Origin of the sequence: Pseudoalteromonas sp. T1lg76, assembly GCF_002964725.1 — a bacterium.
In the GTDB taxonomy this organism is placed as follows: Bacteria; Pseudomonadota; Gammaproteobacteria; order Enterobacterales; family Alteromonadaceae; genus Pseudoalteromonas.
Genome location: NZ_PQCE01000007.1, coordinates 1 through 18,278 on the forward strand (window position 1 = coordinate 1; position 18,278 = coordinate 18,278).

Below are 18,278 nucleotides of genomic sequence, written 5' to 3' on the forward strand. Positions count from 1 at the left end.
AAATGGTGCCCGGGGCCGGACTTGAACCGGCACGCTGTTACCAGCGAGGGATTTTAAATCCCTTGTGTCTACCAATTCCACCACCCGGGCATCGGGTTGCTTGCGCATGTGGATAGTGTTGAGAAAATGGAGGCGGAACCCGGAGTCGAACCGAGGTGGACGGATTTGCAATCCGCTGCATGGCCACTCTGCCATTCCGCCATCAAAGATTGGAGCGAGTAACGAGGTTCGAACTCGTGACCTCAACCTTGGCAAGGTTGCGCTCTACCAGCTGAGCTATACTCGCATCCTACAGTGAGACATTCTCACTGCACGAAAAGCTTGGCTTTTCGTTTACTTTGATTGGGCTAGCGCCCTCTCAACACCGACGCATTCTACAGAGATTATTAAACGCGTCAATACAAAAAATATCAGTTTTGAATCGTTTGCTTAATTTTTATCTAAAACGGTGTGTAATTATACATTTAGCCGTTATCGGCCAGTAAACTATGACGTGCTGCCATTAAATATTGCACCATAGAACCAAAGGTCAACAAGGTAGCAATGTATAACAACACATAGCTTAAACTCACCATCCAGGGCTGGAACTGCCAAATCAAGCCGATAATGGCTAACATCTGAGCGGCGGTTTTAATTTTCCCTAGCTGGGATACGGCCACTTGACCCCGCTTACCCTGTTCGGCCATCCATTCACGCAATGCGGAAATGACGATTTCCCGAGAAACAATGATGATCGCCGGCACCGTCATCCATAAACTCTGATAATGACTAACCAGTAACACCAAAGCAACACTGACCATGACCTTATCGGCTACAGGATCCAAAAAGGCACCAAAGGGAGTCGACTGATTTAAGCGTCGCGCCAGATAGCCATCGAGAATATCCGTGATCGACGCCAACCAAAATACAAATGCCGCTGCGAAAAACGCCCATTGATAAGGTAAATAAAAAATAACTAAAAAAATTGGAATAAGGCACAACCTAAAGGTTGTTAACGTATTGGGAATGTTCCACATAACTACTAGCAGCGTCTTCTTTTTTTTAATATTCGCACGAAGGGCTATGCCTTGTCATGCAAATGGTTAAATATCTTTTCAGCCATGGCCTGGCTGATCCCCGGAGCTTGGCTCAACTGCTCCCTCGTTGCATTCTTAACTCCCTGCATTCCTCCTAGGTATTTGAGCAGCGCCTGGCGTCGTTTTTGGCCCACGCCACTGATTTCTTCTAGCACCGAGCGGTTACGCTGTTTCTGGCGCTTGTTGCGATGCCCAGCAATGGCAAATCGGTGGGACTCATCCCGTATATGCTGGATCAGATGCAGCGCAGGCGAATCACTACTTAAATTCACTGTTTTACGCCCGGCATCGATCAACAAGGTTTCTAGGCCTGGCTTTCGGCTGGTGCCTTTGGCCACCCCAACCAATAAGGGCTCTTTTTCAAAGGGCCAATCACTAAAAAATTCAACCGCCTGATTTAACTGCCCTTTACCGCCGTCGATAAAAATCACGTCGGGGATCTTGGTTTCATCCACCAGCTTGGAATAACGCTTTTTCAAAGCAAATGCCATGGCCGCATAGTCATCCCCAGGGGTGATATCGGTTACATTAAAACGCCGATATTGGGACTTATTTGGCCCTTGGGCGTCAAACACCACACAAGAGGCAACCGTGTTCTCCCCCATGGTATGGCTGATATCGAAACATTCCATGCGGCTAATATCATCTAGATTCAACGCATCTTTTAACAGCGCATAGCGTTTATTGATGGAATCCTGGGTGCTTTGTTTCACCTCCAGGCTACTACGGGCATTTTTATTTGCCAGTTGCAGGTATTGTGCACGCTCCCCCCTTTGCACCGTCACCAGCTTGACCGCTGCCGATTTTAGCTCACTCATGGCCGCTGCCAATTCGGCTTGCTCATCAATGGCAAAGGGTAAGATCAGCTCCTTGGCGATGCGTCCACTGGCTCCCGGTGTGCAGTAGTATTGAGCAATAAAAGAGGTGAGCACTTCATCGTCGCTGCTGTTTTTAGGTACCTTAGGAAACAGAGTCTTGCTGCCCAGCACCTTATGATCGCGCACCATAAGAATATGTATGGCGATCAAGCCATTATGGGAGTAATAACCTATGGCGTCGAGCTCGGCATGCTTACCCGATACCGATTGTTGCTCCTGCACCTTACGCAGCAGCTGGATTTGGTCGCGATATTTGGCTGCCTTCTCAAACGCCAACTCCTCGCTGGCCTGCTCCATTTTTGCTACCAGCTCGGCGATCACCTCTTGGGATTTGCCGCCCAAAAACTTGCGCACAAAGTTTACCTGAGCATCGTAATCTTCATCACTAACCTTACCCACGCAAGGGGCACTACAGCGTTTTAACTGATACTGTAAACAAGGACGACTGCGCGCTTTATAGTAACTATCCTCGCACTGACGCACCGGAAACAGCTTTTGCATTAAGCGTAAGCTGTCGGACACCGCGCTGCTACTGGGAAAAGGACCAAAATATTCGCCCTGAATTTTACGGGCGCCACGGTGGAAAGCTAAACGAGGGTGCTGGTGCTTAGTCAACAGAATATAAGGGTAAGACTTATCGTCACGCAGCAGGATGTTATAACGCGGCTGATACTTTTTGATCAGGTTATTTTCGAGCAGCAAGGCCTCGGTTTCGGTGTTAGTCAGAGTTACCTGGATATCACAGATATTACTCACCAAGACCTGTGTCTTAGTATCTAAACCGGTTTTACGAAAATAACTGGAAAGGCGTTTTTTTAGATTTTTAGCTTTGCCGACGTATATCACCTGCTCTTCTTTGTCGAGCATACGGTATACGCCGGGTTCTTCAGAGACCGTTTTAAGAAACTGGTCAGCAGCAAAGGTCATAAGGTTTGATCAGTGATCGCTATCAATATCGATCATTTTATGGCGGATAGCCAAATGTGTCAGCTCTACGTCGCCGTTCACCGCAAGCTTTTCGAAAATTCGATAACGATAACTGTTGACTGTTTTCGAACTCAGATTCAGCTGCTCGGCAATGCTTTGCGCCTTATCACCCTTAGTGATCATCAGCATAATTTGCAGTTCACGATCGGACAGAGTCTGGAAAGGGCTCTCATCGGTACGACCACTAAACTTGGCCAAAGCTATCTGCTGGGCGATTTCCGGAGCAATGTAGCGCTGACCGGCATTCACGGAGCGAATGGCTTGGATCACTTCTTCCGAGCCGGCGCCCTTAGTGAGATAACCATGGGCACCTATTTGCATCACTTTGCTAGGGAAAGGATCTTCACAGTGTACGGTCAATACGATGACCTTTACATCGGGGCAATACCGGCAGATCTTCTTGGTCGCTTCCAGGCCACCAATACCGGGCATATTCATATCCATCAAGACGATATCCGGCTCATTCTGACGGCAAAACTGCACCGCTTCTTCACCGGTTTTAGCTTCGCCTATCACCTTAAAGCCACGAACATCGTCAAGAATACGTTTAATTCCTGTACGTACCAGTTCGTGATCATCTACAAGTAATACATTAATCAACAGGATTACCCTCTTTAGTTACGCTCAAGTAATTCCTTGTTACCCGAGCGTACCTGTAAACACCTTACTCAAGCCTCTGTTTTAACAGAAAAACGGTCGACCCACAATGCTATGATGCCATCACCGGTAACATTACAAGCGGTACCAAAACTGTCTTGAGCTAAATACAAGGCGATCATAAGCGCAATTGCCGCATCATTAAAGCCCAACATGCTAGTTAGCAGACCCAAGGCCGACATCACAGCACCACCAGGAGCGCCAGGAGCCGCGATCATCACTATGCCTAGCATAAACACAAAGGGCAGCATCTCGGTTAAACTACCAACGCTCATACCCGGCGACAAGGCCATCACTGCCATGGCACAGGTCACTATGGTAATAGTCGAACCGGACAGGTGAATGGTGGCACACAGGGGCACGCTGAAGTTGGCAATATTTTCTTTTACGCCATTGTTTTTACTTGCCTGCAAGGACACAGGAATAGTGGCTGCACTGGACATGGTACCCAAGGCGGTAAAATACGCAGGCAACATGTTTTTAATTAGTTCTAGCGGAGAGCGGCCAAGCAAAATGCCCGTGCCCACATACAACACGGTCAGCCATAACCAGTGCATTACCAATGCAATGGCCAATACCACAGCAAAGGTTTGCAAGGTCGAGGCCACGGTACCGGCGACCGTCATATCGGCAAAGACGCCGGCGATATAAAAAGGCAGCGCCGGAATGATCACCTTGGCCAATAAGGCATCGATCACTTCTCGGCCTTGGTCAACAACCGTTTGCAGCTCACTTAACTGGCGCTGGCTGATGGCTATACCAAAGGTAAAAGCGGTGGCCAAAGCCGTCATCACACCCATTAAGGGTGGGATTTGAATATCAATAAAGCTTTTTAGTGCGCTCTCTTCAGAGCCGGAAAAACTGATGCTACCGCTTAGGTGTGGCGCCGCCCAGATCATCACTAAAGTGGCCAAAGTACCGGCGATAACCGTTGAGCCATAGGCAAACCCAACGGTTTTACCCAACAAGTGATTGGCTCCACGGGGCAACCCGGCAATACCTGAACAAATGTAAAACAGGATGATCAAAGGAATGGTAAAACCAATCAGCTCGCCGATCAGGGCTTTTACCGTGTACAACACCCGCGCCACCAATTCAGGAGCAAAGGCACCAATAACAATCCCCAACAGGATGCCGGCTATCAATTTAACAATAAGCTTCATAATATTAGAATCTAATTTAACAATACTGATGTTTTACCATCTTTTAACACTTATGTACGCATAAATCCGTTCAATCACGCATCGGATGAGTAAGGATTGAACAAACAACTGCCTTATACGCATGCCACTCATGTATATAGAGAACTGGCAAAACGCCCTAGCATGCGCCAGAATTATTTCACCTTCTGGTAAGGAACTGCGAATAAAATTAAAGCATCAGGAATATCAAACTTTGTTTTTATACCCTGCTGTTATAACCGATTAGCTATATCATATAGCCAATCTTTCCTTTAGTTTTGCGCTTCAAATAGTAAAGTGAAGGCATTACCGAATATACGGTCACATTTAGCTAGGTACTGAATATGTCAAAGATTTACGAAGATAATTCGCTTTCAATTGGAAACACCCCGTTAGTCAAACTTAACCGCGTCACCTCTGGTAATGTTTACGCCAAAATCGAAGCTCGCAACCCGAGCTTTAGTGTTAAATGCCGCATCGGTGCGTCAATGATTTGGGAAGCCGAAAAATCTGGCGAATTAACCGAAGGCAAAGAATTGATCGAGCCGACATCAGGTAATACAGGTATCGCCCTGGCCTTTGTTGCTGCATCTCGTGGCTATAAGCTAACCCTAACCATGCCCAACACCATGAGCTTAGAGCGTCGTAAGCTGTTGAAGGCATTAGGTGCAAACCTGGTACTTACCGACGGCGCCAAAGGCATGAAAGGCGCTATCGAGAAAGCCAAAGAAATTCGCGATAGTAACCCTGAAAAATATATTTTATTGCAACAGTTTGAAAACCCAGCTAACCCTAAGATTCACTTCGAAACCACAGGCCCGGAAATCTATGATGCCCTAGATGGCAAGATTGATTTCTTTGTTGCCGGTGTTGGCACAGGCGGCACCATCACAGGTGTGAGCCGCTACTTGAAGCAGGAAAAAGGCGTGGATGTTAAGTCTATCGCCGTTGAGCCAAGCGACTCACCAGTGATCAGCCAAACCATGGCCGGTGAAGAGGTAAAACCGGGCCCCCATAAAATTCAGGGCATAGGTGCCGGCTTTATTCCTGGCAACCTGGATTTAGAATTGCTTGATGGCGTTGAACTAGTCAGTAATGAAGAATCCATGGAGATGGCCCATGAGCTGATGAAACGTGAAGGTATCCTTGCGGGTATTTCATCTGGTGCTGCCGTGGTAGCTGCCAAGCGCATCGCCGAGCGTCCTGAAAACGCAGGTAAAAACATTGTGGTTATCTTACCTAGCTCAGCTGAGCGTTATCTATCTAGTGCCCTGTTTGCCGATGAATTTAGCGACCAAGAGTTAGTACAATAACTCAGCTTATGATTCTTTATTCGTAATTAAAAGGCGCTCAGGCGCCTTTTTCTTTGCTTGTGATTCGGGCTAATATCCTACAGCGGCTAAATCTGAGCCGGACATTAAAAAAGGGCCTAGTGGCCCTTTTTAGTAGTTATTGAACTTGGCTAGGCAAACTCATCGGCGTCAAAAACATCGACGGCTATCACTTTTTGCCTTAATTCCTCAGCCTTGGATAACAAATTATATTGCTCCTCGGTGATCTTCTCTTTTTCTTTTGCATCCTCAATAAGCTCGGCCAGAGTTAACCCGCGGATCTCTTTGTCGCGTTTAAGTTTATTCAGTGCTTTGTAAGCAGATGCAGCTTGATGCTGGGCTTCGAGTGCCGCTTCAAGCACGCCAGTGCCATTTTTTTCATCAACCACGCACAAGTGGGTTAAGCGCTCGCGCACTACACCTATTTGAGTCATGTGCTTGGCCACGGCTCTAGCAACCTCGTCTTTTGGCATTTTAAAGTGATTGCCTAAGGGGAACACCACCAGACGTAACAGGCTACGTAGCGCTAAGCCACCAACATTAGTGATGAACTCGTCAAAGGCCTTGGCGCACAGATACAGGTTACGTTCTACCGAATATTGCACAAAAGGCAGGTCAGCATGCTGATGCCCTTCGTCTTCAAAACGCTTCAGCACAGCAGAAGCAAGATAAAGGTGACTTAATACATCACCCAAACGGGCCGAAAGCATTTCTTTGCGCTTAAGCTCGCCACCAAAGCGCAGCATGGCGATGTCAGAACAAAACGCCAAGGCTCTAGAGAAACGGCCAAGATAACGATAGTAATGTGCTGTGGCACCACCTACGGGGGTACGGGCAAAGTAGCTACAAGTCAAGGCGTGCACAAAGGCCATGGCGCCATTGTTCGCGCTATAGAGGATATGCTGACACAAGAGAGGATCAAATTCCTTCACCCCTTTTTCGCCATCCTCATGTGCGGCGGCCGCCATTTCATCGAGCACATAAGGGTGACAGCGAATGGCACCCTGACCGAAAATCATCAGGTTACGCGTGAGAATATTCGCGCCCTCAACTGTGATCGAAACTGGCGTGCCCATATAGCAGTGTGCCAAATAATTCGAGGGTCCCATTTGAATGCCCTTGCCGGCATGAATATCCAAGGCATCATTGATCACCTGGCGACCCATTTCCGTCATATGGTATTTGGCGATAGCAGTGATCACAGCGGGGCTCAGTTTTTGATCTATGGCCGTGGCAGTTAGCACCCGGGTGGCCTCAAGCTGATAGGTTAAGCCACCGATACGCGCAAGGGCTTCCTGTACGCCTTCAAACTCGCCAATGGCCACACCAAATTGTTGGCGCAGCGCCGCATAAGCACCACTTGTGCGGGCACTTAAATGTCCGGTTGCGGTACTAAGCGCGGGTAAGGAAATGCCCCGCCCCGCTGATAAACACTCGACCAGCATACGCCAGCCATTACCGGCCTGCACTTCACCACCGATAATCCAGTCAAGGGGAATAAATACATCTTCACCCGTGGTGGTGCCGTTAAGGAACCCCATATTCATGGGCTTATGACGCATACCCGTATTCACCCCGGGGTGATCCGTGGGGATCAGGGCGCAGGTGATACCGATATTCTTGGTGTGCCCCAATAGGCCATCTGGGTCGAACATCTTAAATGCCAGGCCAAGCACCGTGGCTTTAGGCGCCAGAGTTATATAGCGTTTTGACCAGTTGAGTCTTAAACCCAGTACTTCCTCCCCCTGGTATTCGCCCTTACAAACGATGCCCGTATCCGGGATGGCGCCGGCATCGGAGCCCGCATCCGGTGCGGTTAGCGCAAAGCAAGGCAATTCTTCGCCCTTGGCCAGCTTAGGAAGCCAAAGGTTTTGCTGCTCCAAAGTACCATAGTGCAATAACAACTCAGCCGGGCCCAAACTATTGGGCACCATCACGGTTACCGCCGCACTTAAGCTCTTAGTGGCAATTTTCGCCACTATGGTGGAGTTTGCTAAGGCCGAAAATTCATGACCACCGTGCTCTTTAGGAATTATCAAAGCAAAAAAGCCTTGGTCTTTAAGGTATTGCCAGACGGGCTCGCTTAAATCCTGATTCCGGGTGATCTCTTCGTCATCAAGCATGCTGCACAAGGTAGCCACCTGATTGTCGATAAACTCACGCTCTTCGCTGCTTAATATGGTGGTTGCGTATTGATGCAGGGTATGCCAGTTGGGATTGCCGCGAAAAAGCTCGCCATCCCACCAGATATCCCCCGCTTCCATAGCATCACGCTCGGTTTGCGACAGCGGCGGCAATGCATTTTTAAACCATTTAAACAACGGCCGGGTAATAATATTCATGCGAATATCACGCACCCCAAACACCACAATAATGGCGACCAAAATAAGGATAAATAACCAACTCATTGCTTTGTTCCTTGATACTCGATCTTAGCCCTCAGTATGGACGAACTATCAAGATTTACAATCATTTGCGACATCTGCATTGTACCAATTCGCAGCGCACTGCTATTATTCTGCTGCTTTAACCGGGATATTTAACCCGGGTCTAACAACAAGAGGAATCTTCATGACCAATTTGCCATTTAAACCAAGCCTAAGCGCCTTGGTTGTCTGCGCGGCGCTCGGCCTAACTGCCTGCTCGGATGCCAACACCGCAGAAACAAAACAACAAGGTGTTGCTAAAACCCAGGTGAGTGTTGCCGATGCTCAGCGTTTCTTAGATAAAACCGAGCAAGACCTAGCCGCCCTATATCTTGAGTCAAGCCGTGCCGAGTGGATTTACGCCAACTTTATTACTCATGATACCGCCGAGCTTTCTGCCGAAGTAAACCGCAAGATGACCGAAACCGTGGTGCGTCTTGCCAACGAAGCGGCTAAGTTTGACAGCTTGGAACTTGATTATGATGCCCGTCGTAAGCTCGACAAGCTTAAGCTTGCTTTAACTCTGCCTGCACCTCAGGATGCCGAGAAAACAGCCAAACTTTCTCAGTTGGTTGCCGAGTTAGGCGGTTTATACGGTAAAGGTAAATATTGTAAAGAAGACGGTACCTGTTTAAGCCTGGGCGAGATGACCGCCACCATGGCCACCAGCCGTGATTACAACGAACTGCTGGACTTATGGCAGGGCTGGCGCCAAGTGTCTAAACCCATGCGCCCGCTTTACGAGCAGCAAGTAGCACTTACCAATGAAGGTGCACAGGAGTTGGGTTATGCCGACACCGGCGCCATGTGGCGCAGCAAATACGATATGCCAGCCGATGACTTCGCCAAAGAGCTAGATCGCATCTGGGGTCAGGTAAAACCGCTTTATGATTCACTGCACTGCCATGTGCGCGCCAAATTGGGCGAAAAATACGGCGAAGACAAGGTACCGCAAGATCAACCTATCCCGGCTCACCTGCTAGGTAATATGTGGGCGCAAACCTGGGGTAACATTTATGACGTGGTCGCCCCGGAAAATGCCGATCCTGGTTATGATGTTACCGAACTGCTCGCCAAGCATAACTATGACGAGATCAAGATGGTCAAAGGCGCTGAGAAGTTCTTCACTTCTATGGGCTTTGCACCGCTACCACAAACCTTCTACGAGCGCTCCTTGTTCACTAAGCCTCAGGACCGTGATGTGCAATGTCATGCCTCGGCCTGGAACATCGACAGCAAGGACGATCTGCGTATTAAGATGTGTATCCAGCGCACCGGTGAAGAGTTCTCTGTTATTCACCACGAACTGGGCCACAATTTCTACCAGAGAGCCTACAACACGCAGCCGCTTTATTATCAGGAAAGCGCCAACGATGGTTTCCATGAGGCCATTGGCGACACCATAGCCCTGTCTGTGACTCCGGCTTACCTAAAAGAAATCGGCCTGCTTGATGAAGTGCCGGATGAGTCAAAAGACATCGGCCTGCTGATGAAGATGGCATTGGATAAAGTAGCCTTTATTCCTTTCGGTCTGCTCGTTGACCAATGGCGCTGGCAGGTATTCTCAGGTGAAATTACTCCTGAGAACTATAACCAAGCCTGGTGGGATCTGCGTGAGAAGTATCAAGGTGTACAAGCGCCTATCGCCCGCTCTGAAGCCGACTTTGATCCCGGTGCGAAATACCATGTACCAGGCAATACGCCATACACGCGTTATTTCCTAGCGCATATTCTGCAGTTCGACTTCCACCGTAGCCTGTGTGAAATCGCCGGTAACGAAGAAGCGATTCATCGCTGTTCGGTATACAACTCGAAAGAAGCCGGTGAAAAGCTTAACGCCATGCTAGAGATGGGTTCAAGCCGCCCATGGCAAGAAGCCCTGGCCAGCGTGACGGGTAAAGAAGAAATGGATGCCACCGCCATCCTGGATTACTTTGCCCCGCTTCAAGCTTACCTTGATGAGCAAAACAAAGGCCGTCAGTGCGGCTGGTAATTTTCTAACCAAAGGTTGAAAACAAAAAAGCCGCGATAATCGCGGCTTTTTTTATTCCTAAAGCGAAGCAGATTAGAACTGCGCCGTGGCTTTTAGGTAGTACTGATCTAGGCCTGAGTCATCCCAGTTGTTACCATAACCAGCAGTCACAGCAAAGTTAGTAGTGAAGAAGTGCTTAGCACCAAAACCGTAGTTGTCTTCTTCATCAAACTCAACGAATGCCGAAGTTGCTTTGCTGAAGTAGTAGCTAGAGCCAAGTTGCCAGTAGCTGTCTCCATCTTCAATATCGATAAATGTCCCTTCAACCGTTAGGTAGTTACCGTGCTGCAGGTCTTTAAAGTATTTTGCACTTACTTCACGATGATCGAATCCGTCATCAATTTTTGCAGTGAAACCGATGTAATCGGTGGCGTTTAGCGCGTGATTGTATTGACCTGAAAAGTAGAAAACGTCGCTTGCCTGTTCATAATCTTCACGTTCAACTTTGAACAACAAGTTGTCGTTTACCAGGTAACCTAGGCTTAGTGTATAACCATCGATGTCACCGAAATCATCGTAGTCTGTTGTGTTATATGACGCGCCAAATACAAAGCTGTTGTAGAAGTACTCACCGCCTACATTGTAGCTAGTGGCGAAGTCACTATCAGCAAGACCGCCGTATACATTGGTGGTTTTGTTGATGTATTCAAACTGATCCAACGGGCCAAGTACTTGCTTAGGCGCGAAATAGTACTTAGAGCTTAAAGAAACAAAGTCATCAGAGTCGAAGTTAACGTATTCAAGGTCGGTGATCGACTGATAAGACTGGGCGAATGCAGCGCCTGAGAAAAGTACAGATGCGATGGCAACAGTTAGTTTTTTCATAATAGATTTCCCTATATCTAAATAAAGCAGCGCCACTCTAGCGCCGCTGAACTGAATTATAACTTAACTAACCATTTGATTGTTTTAATTAAATGTTAGGGATTGTTAGATATGGGTACAAATTCTTACAAAGCATAGCGTGACAATATTCGATAAACCTCATTAATGTTGTCGCCAGCCTTGAAGTTTTTCGTCAACGGCTCCTTATCCGAGCCAATCCAGATTTTCAGCTCCGCATCCATATCGAAGTGACCGGCGCTTTCTTTACTGAATTTAGTAATTTTGCCGTAAGGAATGCTCAACACTTCCATTTTTGACCCTGTCATACCTTGTTTGTCCACCAAGATTAAGCGCTTGTTGGTAAACAAGAATAAATCGCGGATCACCTTGTACGCTTTTTCCAGATTCTCTCCCGGGGCAAGAATTTCTTCGAGCAGGGTTTCCAGCTCCTCACCGTCCACTTCACTGGCATTACCCATTAGTCCGCTTAAAAGTCCCATATTAGGCTCCTGTTGCAAAAAGTTGATTTTCTAGAGTGTGACCATTAACCAGCGCACGATACTGCCACCCTTGTTGATGACATAATCTTAGCACCTGAATGTCCATGGCCTCAGAATTGACCTGATGTTCGTAGCCGATCACAAATTCATTACTTTGACTATTACTCACCTCAATCACCCGTTCAAGGGTTTTTAGTCGCTCTACGACTTGCGCATCTTGCGCTCGCAATTGCAGGGTAAGATACCTCAGCTGCGTGCCGCCTTGATTAAGTTCGTGGGTTGCCAATTGCCCCTGGCGTAAATATAAAACGCGATCACATAAGCGTTCTAGCTCGGATAAATCATGGGAGCTGAGCACAAAGGTGGTGTGGTCGCTGTGCATACTCACCAGCTCACGAATAGCCCTGGCATTGACCGGATCAAGCCCCGCGGTGGCCTCATCCAACATCACCAGTTTAGGCGAGCCGATCAGCGCCTGCGCTATGCAGATACGTTTTTTCATGCCGTGTGACAGCTCATTGGGACGGTTATTTAAAGTCTCGGGCAGACTCACCAGCTCCAATACCCGCTCACATTCGCTTCGCGCCTCGGCGCGGCTAAATCCTTGCAATCGCGCGAACAGATTTAACTGTTCACCAACGCTAAAATCCGGGCTTAGCAAGGCATCTTGGGGCAAGGCCGCAAGCTGACCAAACAAGGCAGCACTGCCCGGCTTATGACCAAGCACGCGCAACTCACCCCGGCTCGGTTGCAAGTAGCCGCAGATTAAACTGAATAAGGTGGTCTTACCGGCACCGTTAGGGCCGACCAGGGCAATGGGCTTACCCGCAGTCAATTCGATATTCACGTCTTGCAGCGCTTGCTTGGCACCGAAGAAATGGCTGACGCCCTTGGCTTCTATTAAAAAACTCATAGACTGCCTCGCTGAAATTTATAAAAGCCAAGCCCTAGGAAGAGCCCCGTTTGCACCAGCGGCCACAACACCGCGCTCATTAAGGGCGGGCGTAAGGTCGCAATCTGGTCGAGCGGCTCACCGGGGAACAAATAATCCAGCGCCTCGGGCACACCCAGTTTCACCTGCAGTATGGATAAGATCAGCAAGCCCAGGGTGTAGAGCAAGATCACGTAAATCAGTGCCATTCGCGATGAGCGCGCCACGGTGTTGAGCAAAGACATAAGAGCAATAAAGGGCAGTAAATTAACCAGCAGTAAGAGTTCAAACTGCAGGGCATGCCAAAGCGCTTGTGGAAGAATACTGATATCGCGCAGCGCCACCAAAATAAGCGCCCCGCACAAACTAATGGCAATCAAGAATGCGGTACTTAAGGCGTGGCCGAAAAAGCGTCCCAGTACGATTTCCAAACGTGTGGCGCGCAAAGCAATAAAACGCAGAGTGCCGCGCTCGCGATCGCTGACAAACTGATCGCTGCACAAGTAAATGATAAAGGGTGGAAAGGTGAGCATGGCGATTAGGCAATACACCGCCATCTCGGCGTCGGGCCAATGTAACAGACTCTGCAGACCCAGGTTGCCAAACACGGCTAAAATAAACTGCTCAAACTCCGGCTGAGCCAAGATATTCACCGCTTCATACACGCCATAGCGGTAAATCATCAGCCACACTAGGGCAAAGGCCAACAGTGCCAGCCAGGCTTTCTTAGTTAAAAAATGCCGCGCTAGCTCAAACTGCATAAGCTTGCCGATACGCACAGGGTCCATGGCGTTATCCTTATTATTATACCAATTTTATTAAAGTTCTTATCATTCTTGCGAGCTAAATAACCCACTTACATCGTTTAAAATTACAGATGTAGAACAACTACATACTGAAATTTTCGCCTTGTCATTGGGCCATTTATCTGACGCCATAATAGACCATCTATTTAATGCAATTGGTATTATTAATTGCTTACCACTATAAATGAAAAAAGCGCTCAAAAGTATGAGCGCTTGTAAAAAGATGTTTCAGTAAAGTCTACGGCTTATGGACACTAAGCCTGAGCACAAACCTTGGCGTACACATCCAGGCCCTGACTCAGGTCGTCAATCAAGTCATCAACATTCTCTAAACCAATATGCAGACGAATAATTGGCCCATGCGCCCATCCGGTGACGCTGCGCAGCGGTGCCATGGTAAGGCCTGTGGTGATCAGGCTCTCATAGCCACCCCAGGAAAAGCCCATTTTAAAGTGATGCAAGGCCTCAACCAAGGCATCCAGCGCCGCCTGATTGCCCTCTTTCATCACCACGGAGAACAACCCATTGCTGCCGTGAAAATCGCGCTTAAAGTGCTCATGTCCCGGGCACGTTGATAATGCAGGATGACGCACATGGTCGACCAGCGGGTGCGTACTTAACCAGTTCGCTACTTCTAACGCCGCCTGCTCATGCTGCGCCAAACGTACCGCCATGGTGCGCAGGCCACGCAGTGCCATATAAGCATCATCGGCGCTGCAACACTGACCAAGCAGGTAGGATTGCTCGCGCAAGGTTGGCCAATAGTGCTCGTTAGCAACGCTGACACCCATCATCACATCGCTGTGGCCGACGATATATTTGGTTGCCGCCTGGATGCTGATATCAACACCGTGATCTAAGGGACGAAACTGCAGGCCATTGCCGTATGTATTATCGAGCATGGTGATTAAACCATGATCTTTGGCCACCTTAACCAGGGCCGGTACGTCCTGCACCTCCATGGTGATGGAGCCGGGAGATTCCATAAACAGCACTCGGGTGTTGTCTTGAATTAGCTCGCTCATGCCTGCGCCTATCATGGGATCGTAATAGGTGGTGTTTACGCCCAATCCGCTCAGTACCTTGTTGCAAAAATCACGAGTCGGCTCGTAAGCGGTATCCATCATCAGGATATGATCCCCGGCCTTCACAAATGACAGCAGGGTATTGGCGATGGCCGCTGCGCCGCTTGGGTACAAGGCACAACCAGCGCCGCCTTCAAGCTCGGTAATGGCTTCTTGCAGGGCAAAGTGGGTATTGGTGCCGCGACGACCGTAAAATAAGGCGCGATTACCGCGATTTTTAGCCGCTTCTTTAAATTCGGCCACGCTGTCGAATACCACGGTGGATGCCCGCTGCAATACCGGGTTCACAACCCCCTGAGTGTACTTTTTACTGCGCCCGGCGGCGATCAGTTGTGTTTCTTTTTTCATTCCTGGTCCTCATTCTGTGCTATCCAAGAGTCGATCAAAAACCGTGAGATAGAGTCTTTACGGGGCAATTTGAAATGCTCGCCCTCGTCCCCCCAGTTACCGAAATCGCGCAGCTCCTGGCGGGAAAACCATCTCGCCTCACTTATTTCATCCTGGTCGATAAATATATCTGTGCTATTTGCCTTAGCCATATAACCCAGCATTAAAGAGCTTGGAAAAGGCCAAGGCTGAGAGGCGATATACCTGGGACTTTCAACAGCCACTCCAGCCTCTTCCATCACCTCACGAGCCACTGCAGCCTCTAAGGTTTCGCCCGGGTCTACAAAACCAGCCAAGGTAGAATAAACGCCTTGAGGCCAACTCGCCTGGCGGCCCAGTAAACAGCGTTCAACGCCATCGCTAAAGGGATAATGAACCAGCATGATCACCGCAGGATCGGTTCTTGGGAAGGTTAAATGACGGCAGTCTTTGTTGCTGCATTTACGCGCATGACCGGCTTCTGCAATAAAGTTTTGGGTGCCACAGCGACCACAAAACTTATGCGTTTTATGCCAGTGACACAGACCTCGGGCCAGCACTAAAATGGCCGCATCATGGGCATCAACCACAGGCCCGTATTTGCGGATATCAACGAATTCATAGCCGGCGAACTGCCTCTCTTCGGCCAGCGGCACGCTTACATCCAGGGCAAAATAATGCTGCTGCTCATGCTCGCCCAGATAGATGGCATTATCCACATCAAACTCTTTTACGGCTTGGTAATCGACAAAAGCGGCGATGGGTGAGTCTGCGATAAACAAATTATGGTCGTTATTGATAAGCACATAACGCCCACCTTGGCGCTTGTTAATAAGCCAATTTGGGTCTTTGCGGTCACTGGAGTGACGGTCGAGGGGCAACTGGGAGTATTGCAACATCTAAATCTAAACACGGGCCAAAAAATCGAATGCCCCTACCCTAGCATATTTGCGCGCCCCCGACAGCGACAATAAAAGCTCATTTTAATCTAGCTAATGAAGAAGTTATCTTTTGCCAAGGCGCTTTAACAGCTTTTGGTTTTCGGCTTCAATATGTTTGTAGAAATCTACATCCGCCAATTGACTTGCCGCAGCCTCATCTATCACCAGCACGGCGTTTTGATGCATTTGCAGCGCCGATGCCGGGCAAGCGGCACTGAGTGGCCCTTCGACCGTAGCGGTAATGGCCGCAGCCTTACTCTCGCCAGTTGCCAGTAATACCACCTTCTTGGCATCCAATATGGTGCCTATGCCCATGGTGATGGATAAATGGGGCTGGTATTCGCCTTCGGCAAAGAAGCGCGCATTATCGGCAATGGTTGCTTTGGTCAGGGTTTTTACCCGGGTACGCGAGGTCAAGCCGGACGAGGGTTCATTAAAACCAATATGGCCGTTGCGACCAATGCCAAGTAGTTGCAAATCAATCCCACCTGCCTCTGCTATTTGCCGCTCGTACTGCTCGCAGGCCGCAATGGGATCGTCCGCATTGCCTGGCGGCACATGGGTGTTGTTAATATCTATATCAATATGATTAAACAGCTGCTGATTCATAAAGTAGCGGTAACTTTGCGGATGTTCACCGGGCAAGCCCAGGTATTCATCGAGGTTAAAACTTTGCGCCTGAGCAAAGCTTATGTCCCCTTGCTGGTTTAGCTTGATAAGGTTTTGATACAAGGCCACGGGCGTTGAACCGGTCGCTAAACCCAATACCGAGGCAGGCTGTTTGTTTAACTGCGCCGCAAACAACTCACTGCCATAGTGAGCAACCGCCGCCGCGTCTTTTAGAATCACAATTTGCATGTCTAGCTCGTTGTTAAAGTTGAAAAAAATGGGATCTATGGTCAAGCGCTCCGTGCAATTGGCCCATGACCATAGATCAGCACCTAATAGGATGGTTATTAGGTCACACCATTATGACAACGTTGTCATTTTTACCTTTTTCATTTCCCCTTGTAAAGCCAAAGCGACGAAACAGGCATGGATTTTTGATTTAGCTTTGTTCGCTGTTACCTACGCCGGATAAAGGCCTAGACACTGACAAAGATCTTGCGCCTATACATCCAGTGTAGCACCAGCAACTGTACGCCCAGCAGCGCTATTACACCGACCAAGGGCTGCCAGGGCTCGGGCACGGCACGTATCACGCCGCCGAACAGACTTTTCGATATATGGCTCCAGCTCACCAGGCTTGAGGCCAGGTAAATAATGATGGAATTGGCGCCGATAATCACAAAGGAATACGCCCATTTTTGCAAGCCAAGTACGTCCACTAGCACATAGAACAGTGCCAACAGCATGGCACTCCAGCCTACTGTCACCAGCACAAAAGAGCTGGTCCAAAGCTCTTTGTTAACGGGAAAAATTCCATCCCATAACCAGCCAAGCATCAGGCTAACAAGCCCGCTGCCGAATAAAATAGCGGCTATTCGCCACTGCCCGCGCTCCTGTGCCTGAGCTATCAGACGCCCGGCAAAGACTCCCATCATGGCGTTGGCCACGGCGGGAATATTCGACAATATCCCCTCAGGATCAACCGGCCTATTCTGATAACTAATGCCCGGTAACAGGCGCTGATCAATCCAGGCGTTCCAACTGCCCTCGGCACTGAGGTCACCGGCAAGGCCACCGGGCACGGGAATAAAACAAAGCCAAAGCCAATAACCCACTAAGATGCCAACCAGCGCCATCACCTGAGTGCGCATCGAGGTGTGCCAGACCAGCATGGCGGCAATAAACCAGGCAATAGCAATGCGGCCAAGCACACTGGCGTAGCGAATTTCATCCAGCGCCATAGGCATGCCCGTGCCCCAGCCATGGTTATAGAGCACCCCAAAGGCTGATAAAATAACCAGTCGTTTCAGCGCCTTTTGGTAATAAGGCAGTCGTTCCTTAAGAGGTAAATGGTCGATGCGTTTAGGGCTTAAGCCCATGGCCACGCCCGATAAGAAGATAAAGAGCGGAAAAATCAGATCATAAAAGGTGAAGCCATGCCAAGGTGAGTGCACTGTCTGGGCCTCAAATGCTTTCCAGCCCTGCCAACCCGTTAACACCAAAAGTGCGGCAAATATGCCTTGACCGCCAAGGATCCAAAACATGTCGAAGCCGCGTAAGGCATCCAAAGAGGCCAGGCGTTGCTTCTTTTTAACCGTGTCAGTTGTTGTCATATACTCTCACTAGTTGCCCGCTCGCATTTCTGGC

The 18,278-nt window shown here is 48.9% G+C and carries 15 protein-coding genes and 3 tRNA genes; 2 read left to right on the forward strand and 16 right to left on the reverse strand.

What is annotated here, in order from left to right:
* Positions 1 to 3: 3 nt before the first annotated feature.
* The 7 genes from C2M35_RS02645 to C2M35_RS02675 form a co-directional block, all read right to left on the reverse strand.
* Positions 4 to 90: transfer RNA gene (locus C2M35_RS02645), tRNA-Leu, on the reverse strand.
* A gap of 37 nt (positions 91 to 127) precedes the next feature.
* Positions 128 to 201, reverse strand: a tRNA-Cys gene (locus C2M35_RS02650).
* A gap of 9 nt (positions 202 to 210) precedes the next feature.
* Positions 211 to 286 (reverse strand) — tRNA-Gly (locus C2M35_RS02655).
* 178 nt (positions 287 to 464) lie between these two features.
* On the reverse strand, positions 465 to 1,016 hold the full coding sequence (gene pgsA, locus C2M35_RS02660; RefSeq protein WP_105200435.1) for a CDP-diacylglycerol--glycerol-3-phosphate 3-phosphatidyltransferase: 552 nt from the start codon (positions 1,014 to 1,016) through the stop codon (positions 465 to 467).
* A 44-nt stretch (positions 1,017 to 1,060) separates the two neighbouring features.
* Positions 1,061 to 2,881: an excinuclease ABC subunit UvrC gene (gene uvrC, locus C2M35_RS02665; protein ID WP_105200436.1), complete on the reverse strand. Its 1,821-nt coding sequence runs from the start codon at positions 2,879 to 2,881 to the stop codon at positions 1,061 to 1,063.
* A 9-nt stretch (positions 2,882 to 2,890) separates the two neighbouring features.
* Positions 2,891 to 3,541 carry a UvrY/SirA/GacA family response regulator transcription factor gene (gene uvrY / locus C2M35_RS02670; protein WP_105258429.1) on the reverse strand — a complete coding sequence of 217 codons (651 nt, stop codon included), beginning with the start codon at positions 3,539 to 3,541 and terminating at the stop codon, positions 2,891 to 2,893.
* A gap of 68 nt (positions 3,542 to 3,609) precedes the next feature.
* Positions 3,610 to 4,761, reverse strand: coding sequence for a dicarboxylate/amino acid:cation symporter (locus C2M35_RS02675; protein ID WP_105200438.1), 1,152 nt, complete (start codon positions 4,759 to 4,761; stop codon positions 3,610 to 3,612).
* 362 nt (positions 4,762 to 5,123) lie between these two features.
* Here C2M35_RS02675 and cysK point away from each other — a divergent pair, with 362 nt between their 5' ends.
* The gene (gene cysK, locus C2M35_RS02680) at positions 5,124 to 6,092 is read left to right on the forward strand and encodes a cysteine synthase A (protein ID WP_105200439.1); all 969 of its coding nucleotides are present in this window, start codon (positions 5,124 to 5,126) and stop codon (positions 6,090 to 6,092) included.
* A gap of 149 nt (positions 6,093 to 6,241) precedes the next feature.
* Here the strand turns inward: cysK and C2M35_RS02685 are convergent, their stop codons facing one another.
* Positions 6,242 to 8,518 carry an acyl-CoA dehydrogenase gene (locus C2M35_RS02685; protein WP_105264550.1) on the reverse strand — a complete coding sequence of 759 codons (2,277 nt, stop codon included), beginning with the start codon at positions 8,516 to 8,518 and terminating at the stop codon, positions 6,242 to 6,244.
* Positions 8,519 to 8,681: 163 nt separating this feature from the next.
* Here C2M35_RS02685 and C2M35_RS02690 point away from each other — a divergent pair, with 163 nt between their 5' ends.
* Positions 8,682 to 10,529 (forward strand): M2 family metallopeptidase, encoded by a 1,848-nt coding sequence (locus tag C2M35_RS02690; protein ID WP_105200441.1) that lies wholly within the window; start codon positions 8,682 to 8,684, stop codon positions 10,527 to 10,529.
* Between the two features lie 72 nt (positions 10,530 to 10,601).
* Here C2M35_RS02690 and C2M35_RS02695 read toward each other — a convergent pair whose 3' ends face one another.
* The 8 genes from C2M35_RS02695 to nagX form a co-directional block, all read right to left on the reverse strand.
* Complete coding sequence (locus tag C2M35_RS02695; protein WP_105200442.1) at positions 10,602 to 11,393, reverse strand: putative porin; 792 nt, start codon at positions 11,391 to 11,393, stop codon at positions 10,602 to 10,604.
* 125 nt (positions 11,394 to 11,518) lie between these two features.
* Positions 11,519 to 11,893: a PH domain-containing protein gene (locus tag C2M35_RS02700; RefSeq protein ID WP_105200443.1), complete on the reverse strand. Its 375-nt coding sequence runs from the start codon at positions 11,891 to 11,893 to the stop codon at positions 11,519 to 11,521.
* 1 nt (position 11,894) lies between these two features.
* Positions 11,895 to 12,806 carry an ABC transporter ATP-binding protein gene (locus tag C2M35_RS02705; protein WP_105258426.1) on the reverse strand — a complete coding sequence of 304 codons (912 nt, stop codon included), beginning with the start codon at positions 12,804 to 12,806 and terminating at the stop codon, positions 11,895 to 11,897.
* Positions 12,803 to 13,612, reverse strand: coding sequence for an ABC transporter permease subunit (locus C2M35_RS02710; protein ID WP_105200445.1), 810 nt, complete (start codon positions 13,610 to 13,612; stop codon positions 12,803 to 12,805). Before C2M35_RS02710 ends, C2M35_RS02705 begins: the two co-directional genes overlap by 4 nt.
* A 272-nt stretch (positions 13,613 to 13,884) precedes the next feature.
* Positions 13,885 to 15,063 (reverse strand): cystathionine beta-lyase, encoded by a 1,179-nt coding sequence (locus C2M35_RS02715; RefSeq protein WP_105264551.1) that lies wholly within the window; start codon positions 15,061 to 15,063, stop codon positions 13,885 to 13,887.
* Positions 15,060 to 15,980: an NAD(+) diphosphatase gene (nudC, locus tag C2M35_RS02720; RefSeq protein WP_105264552.1), complete on the reverse strand. Its 921-nt coding sequence runs from the start codon at positions 15,978 to 15,980 to the stop codon at positions 15,060 to 15,062. Before nudC ends, C2M35_RS02715 begins: the two co-directional genes overlap by 4 nt.
* 105 nt (positions 15,981 to 16,085) lie before the next feature.
* Positions 16,086 to 16,880 carry a glucosamine-6-phosphate deaminase gene (gene nagB, locus C2M35_RS02725; protein ID WP_105264575.1) on the reverse strand — a complete coding sequence of 265 codons (795 nt, stop codon included), beginning with the start codon at positions 16,878 to 16,880 and terminating at the stop codon, positions 16,086 to 16,088.
* Between the two features lie 227 nt (positions 16,881 to 17,107).
* Positions 17,108 to 18,244, reverse strand: a complete 1,137-nt coding sequence (gene nagX / locus C2M35_RS02730) for a transmembrane glucosamine N-acetyltransferase NagX (RefSeq protein WP_105264553.1) — start codon at positions 18,242 to 18,244, stop codon at positions 17,108 to 17,110.
* Between the last annotated feature and the right edge of the window lie 34 nt (positions 18,245 to 18,278).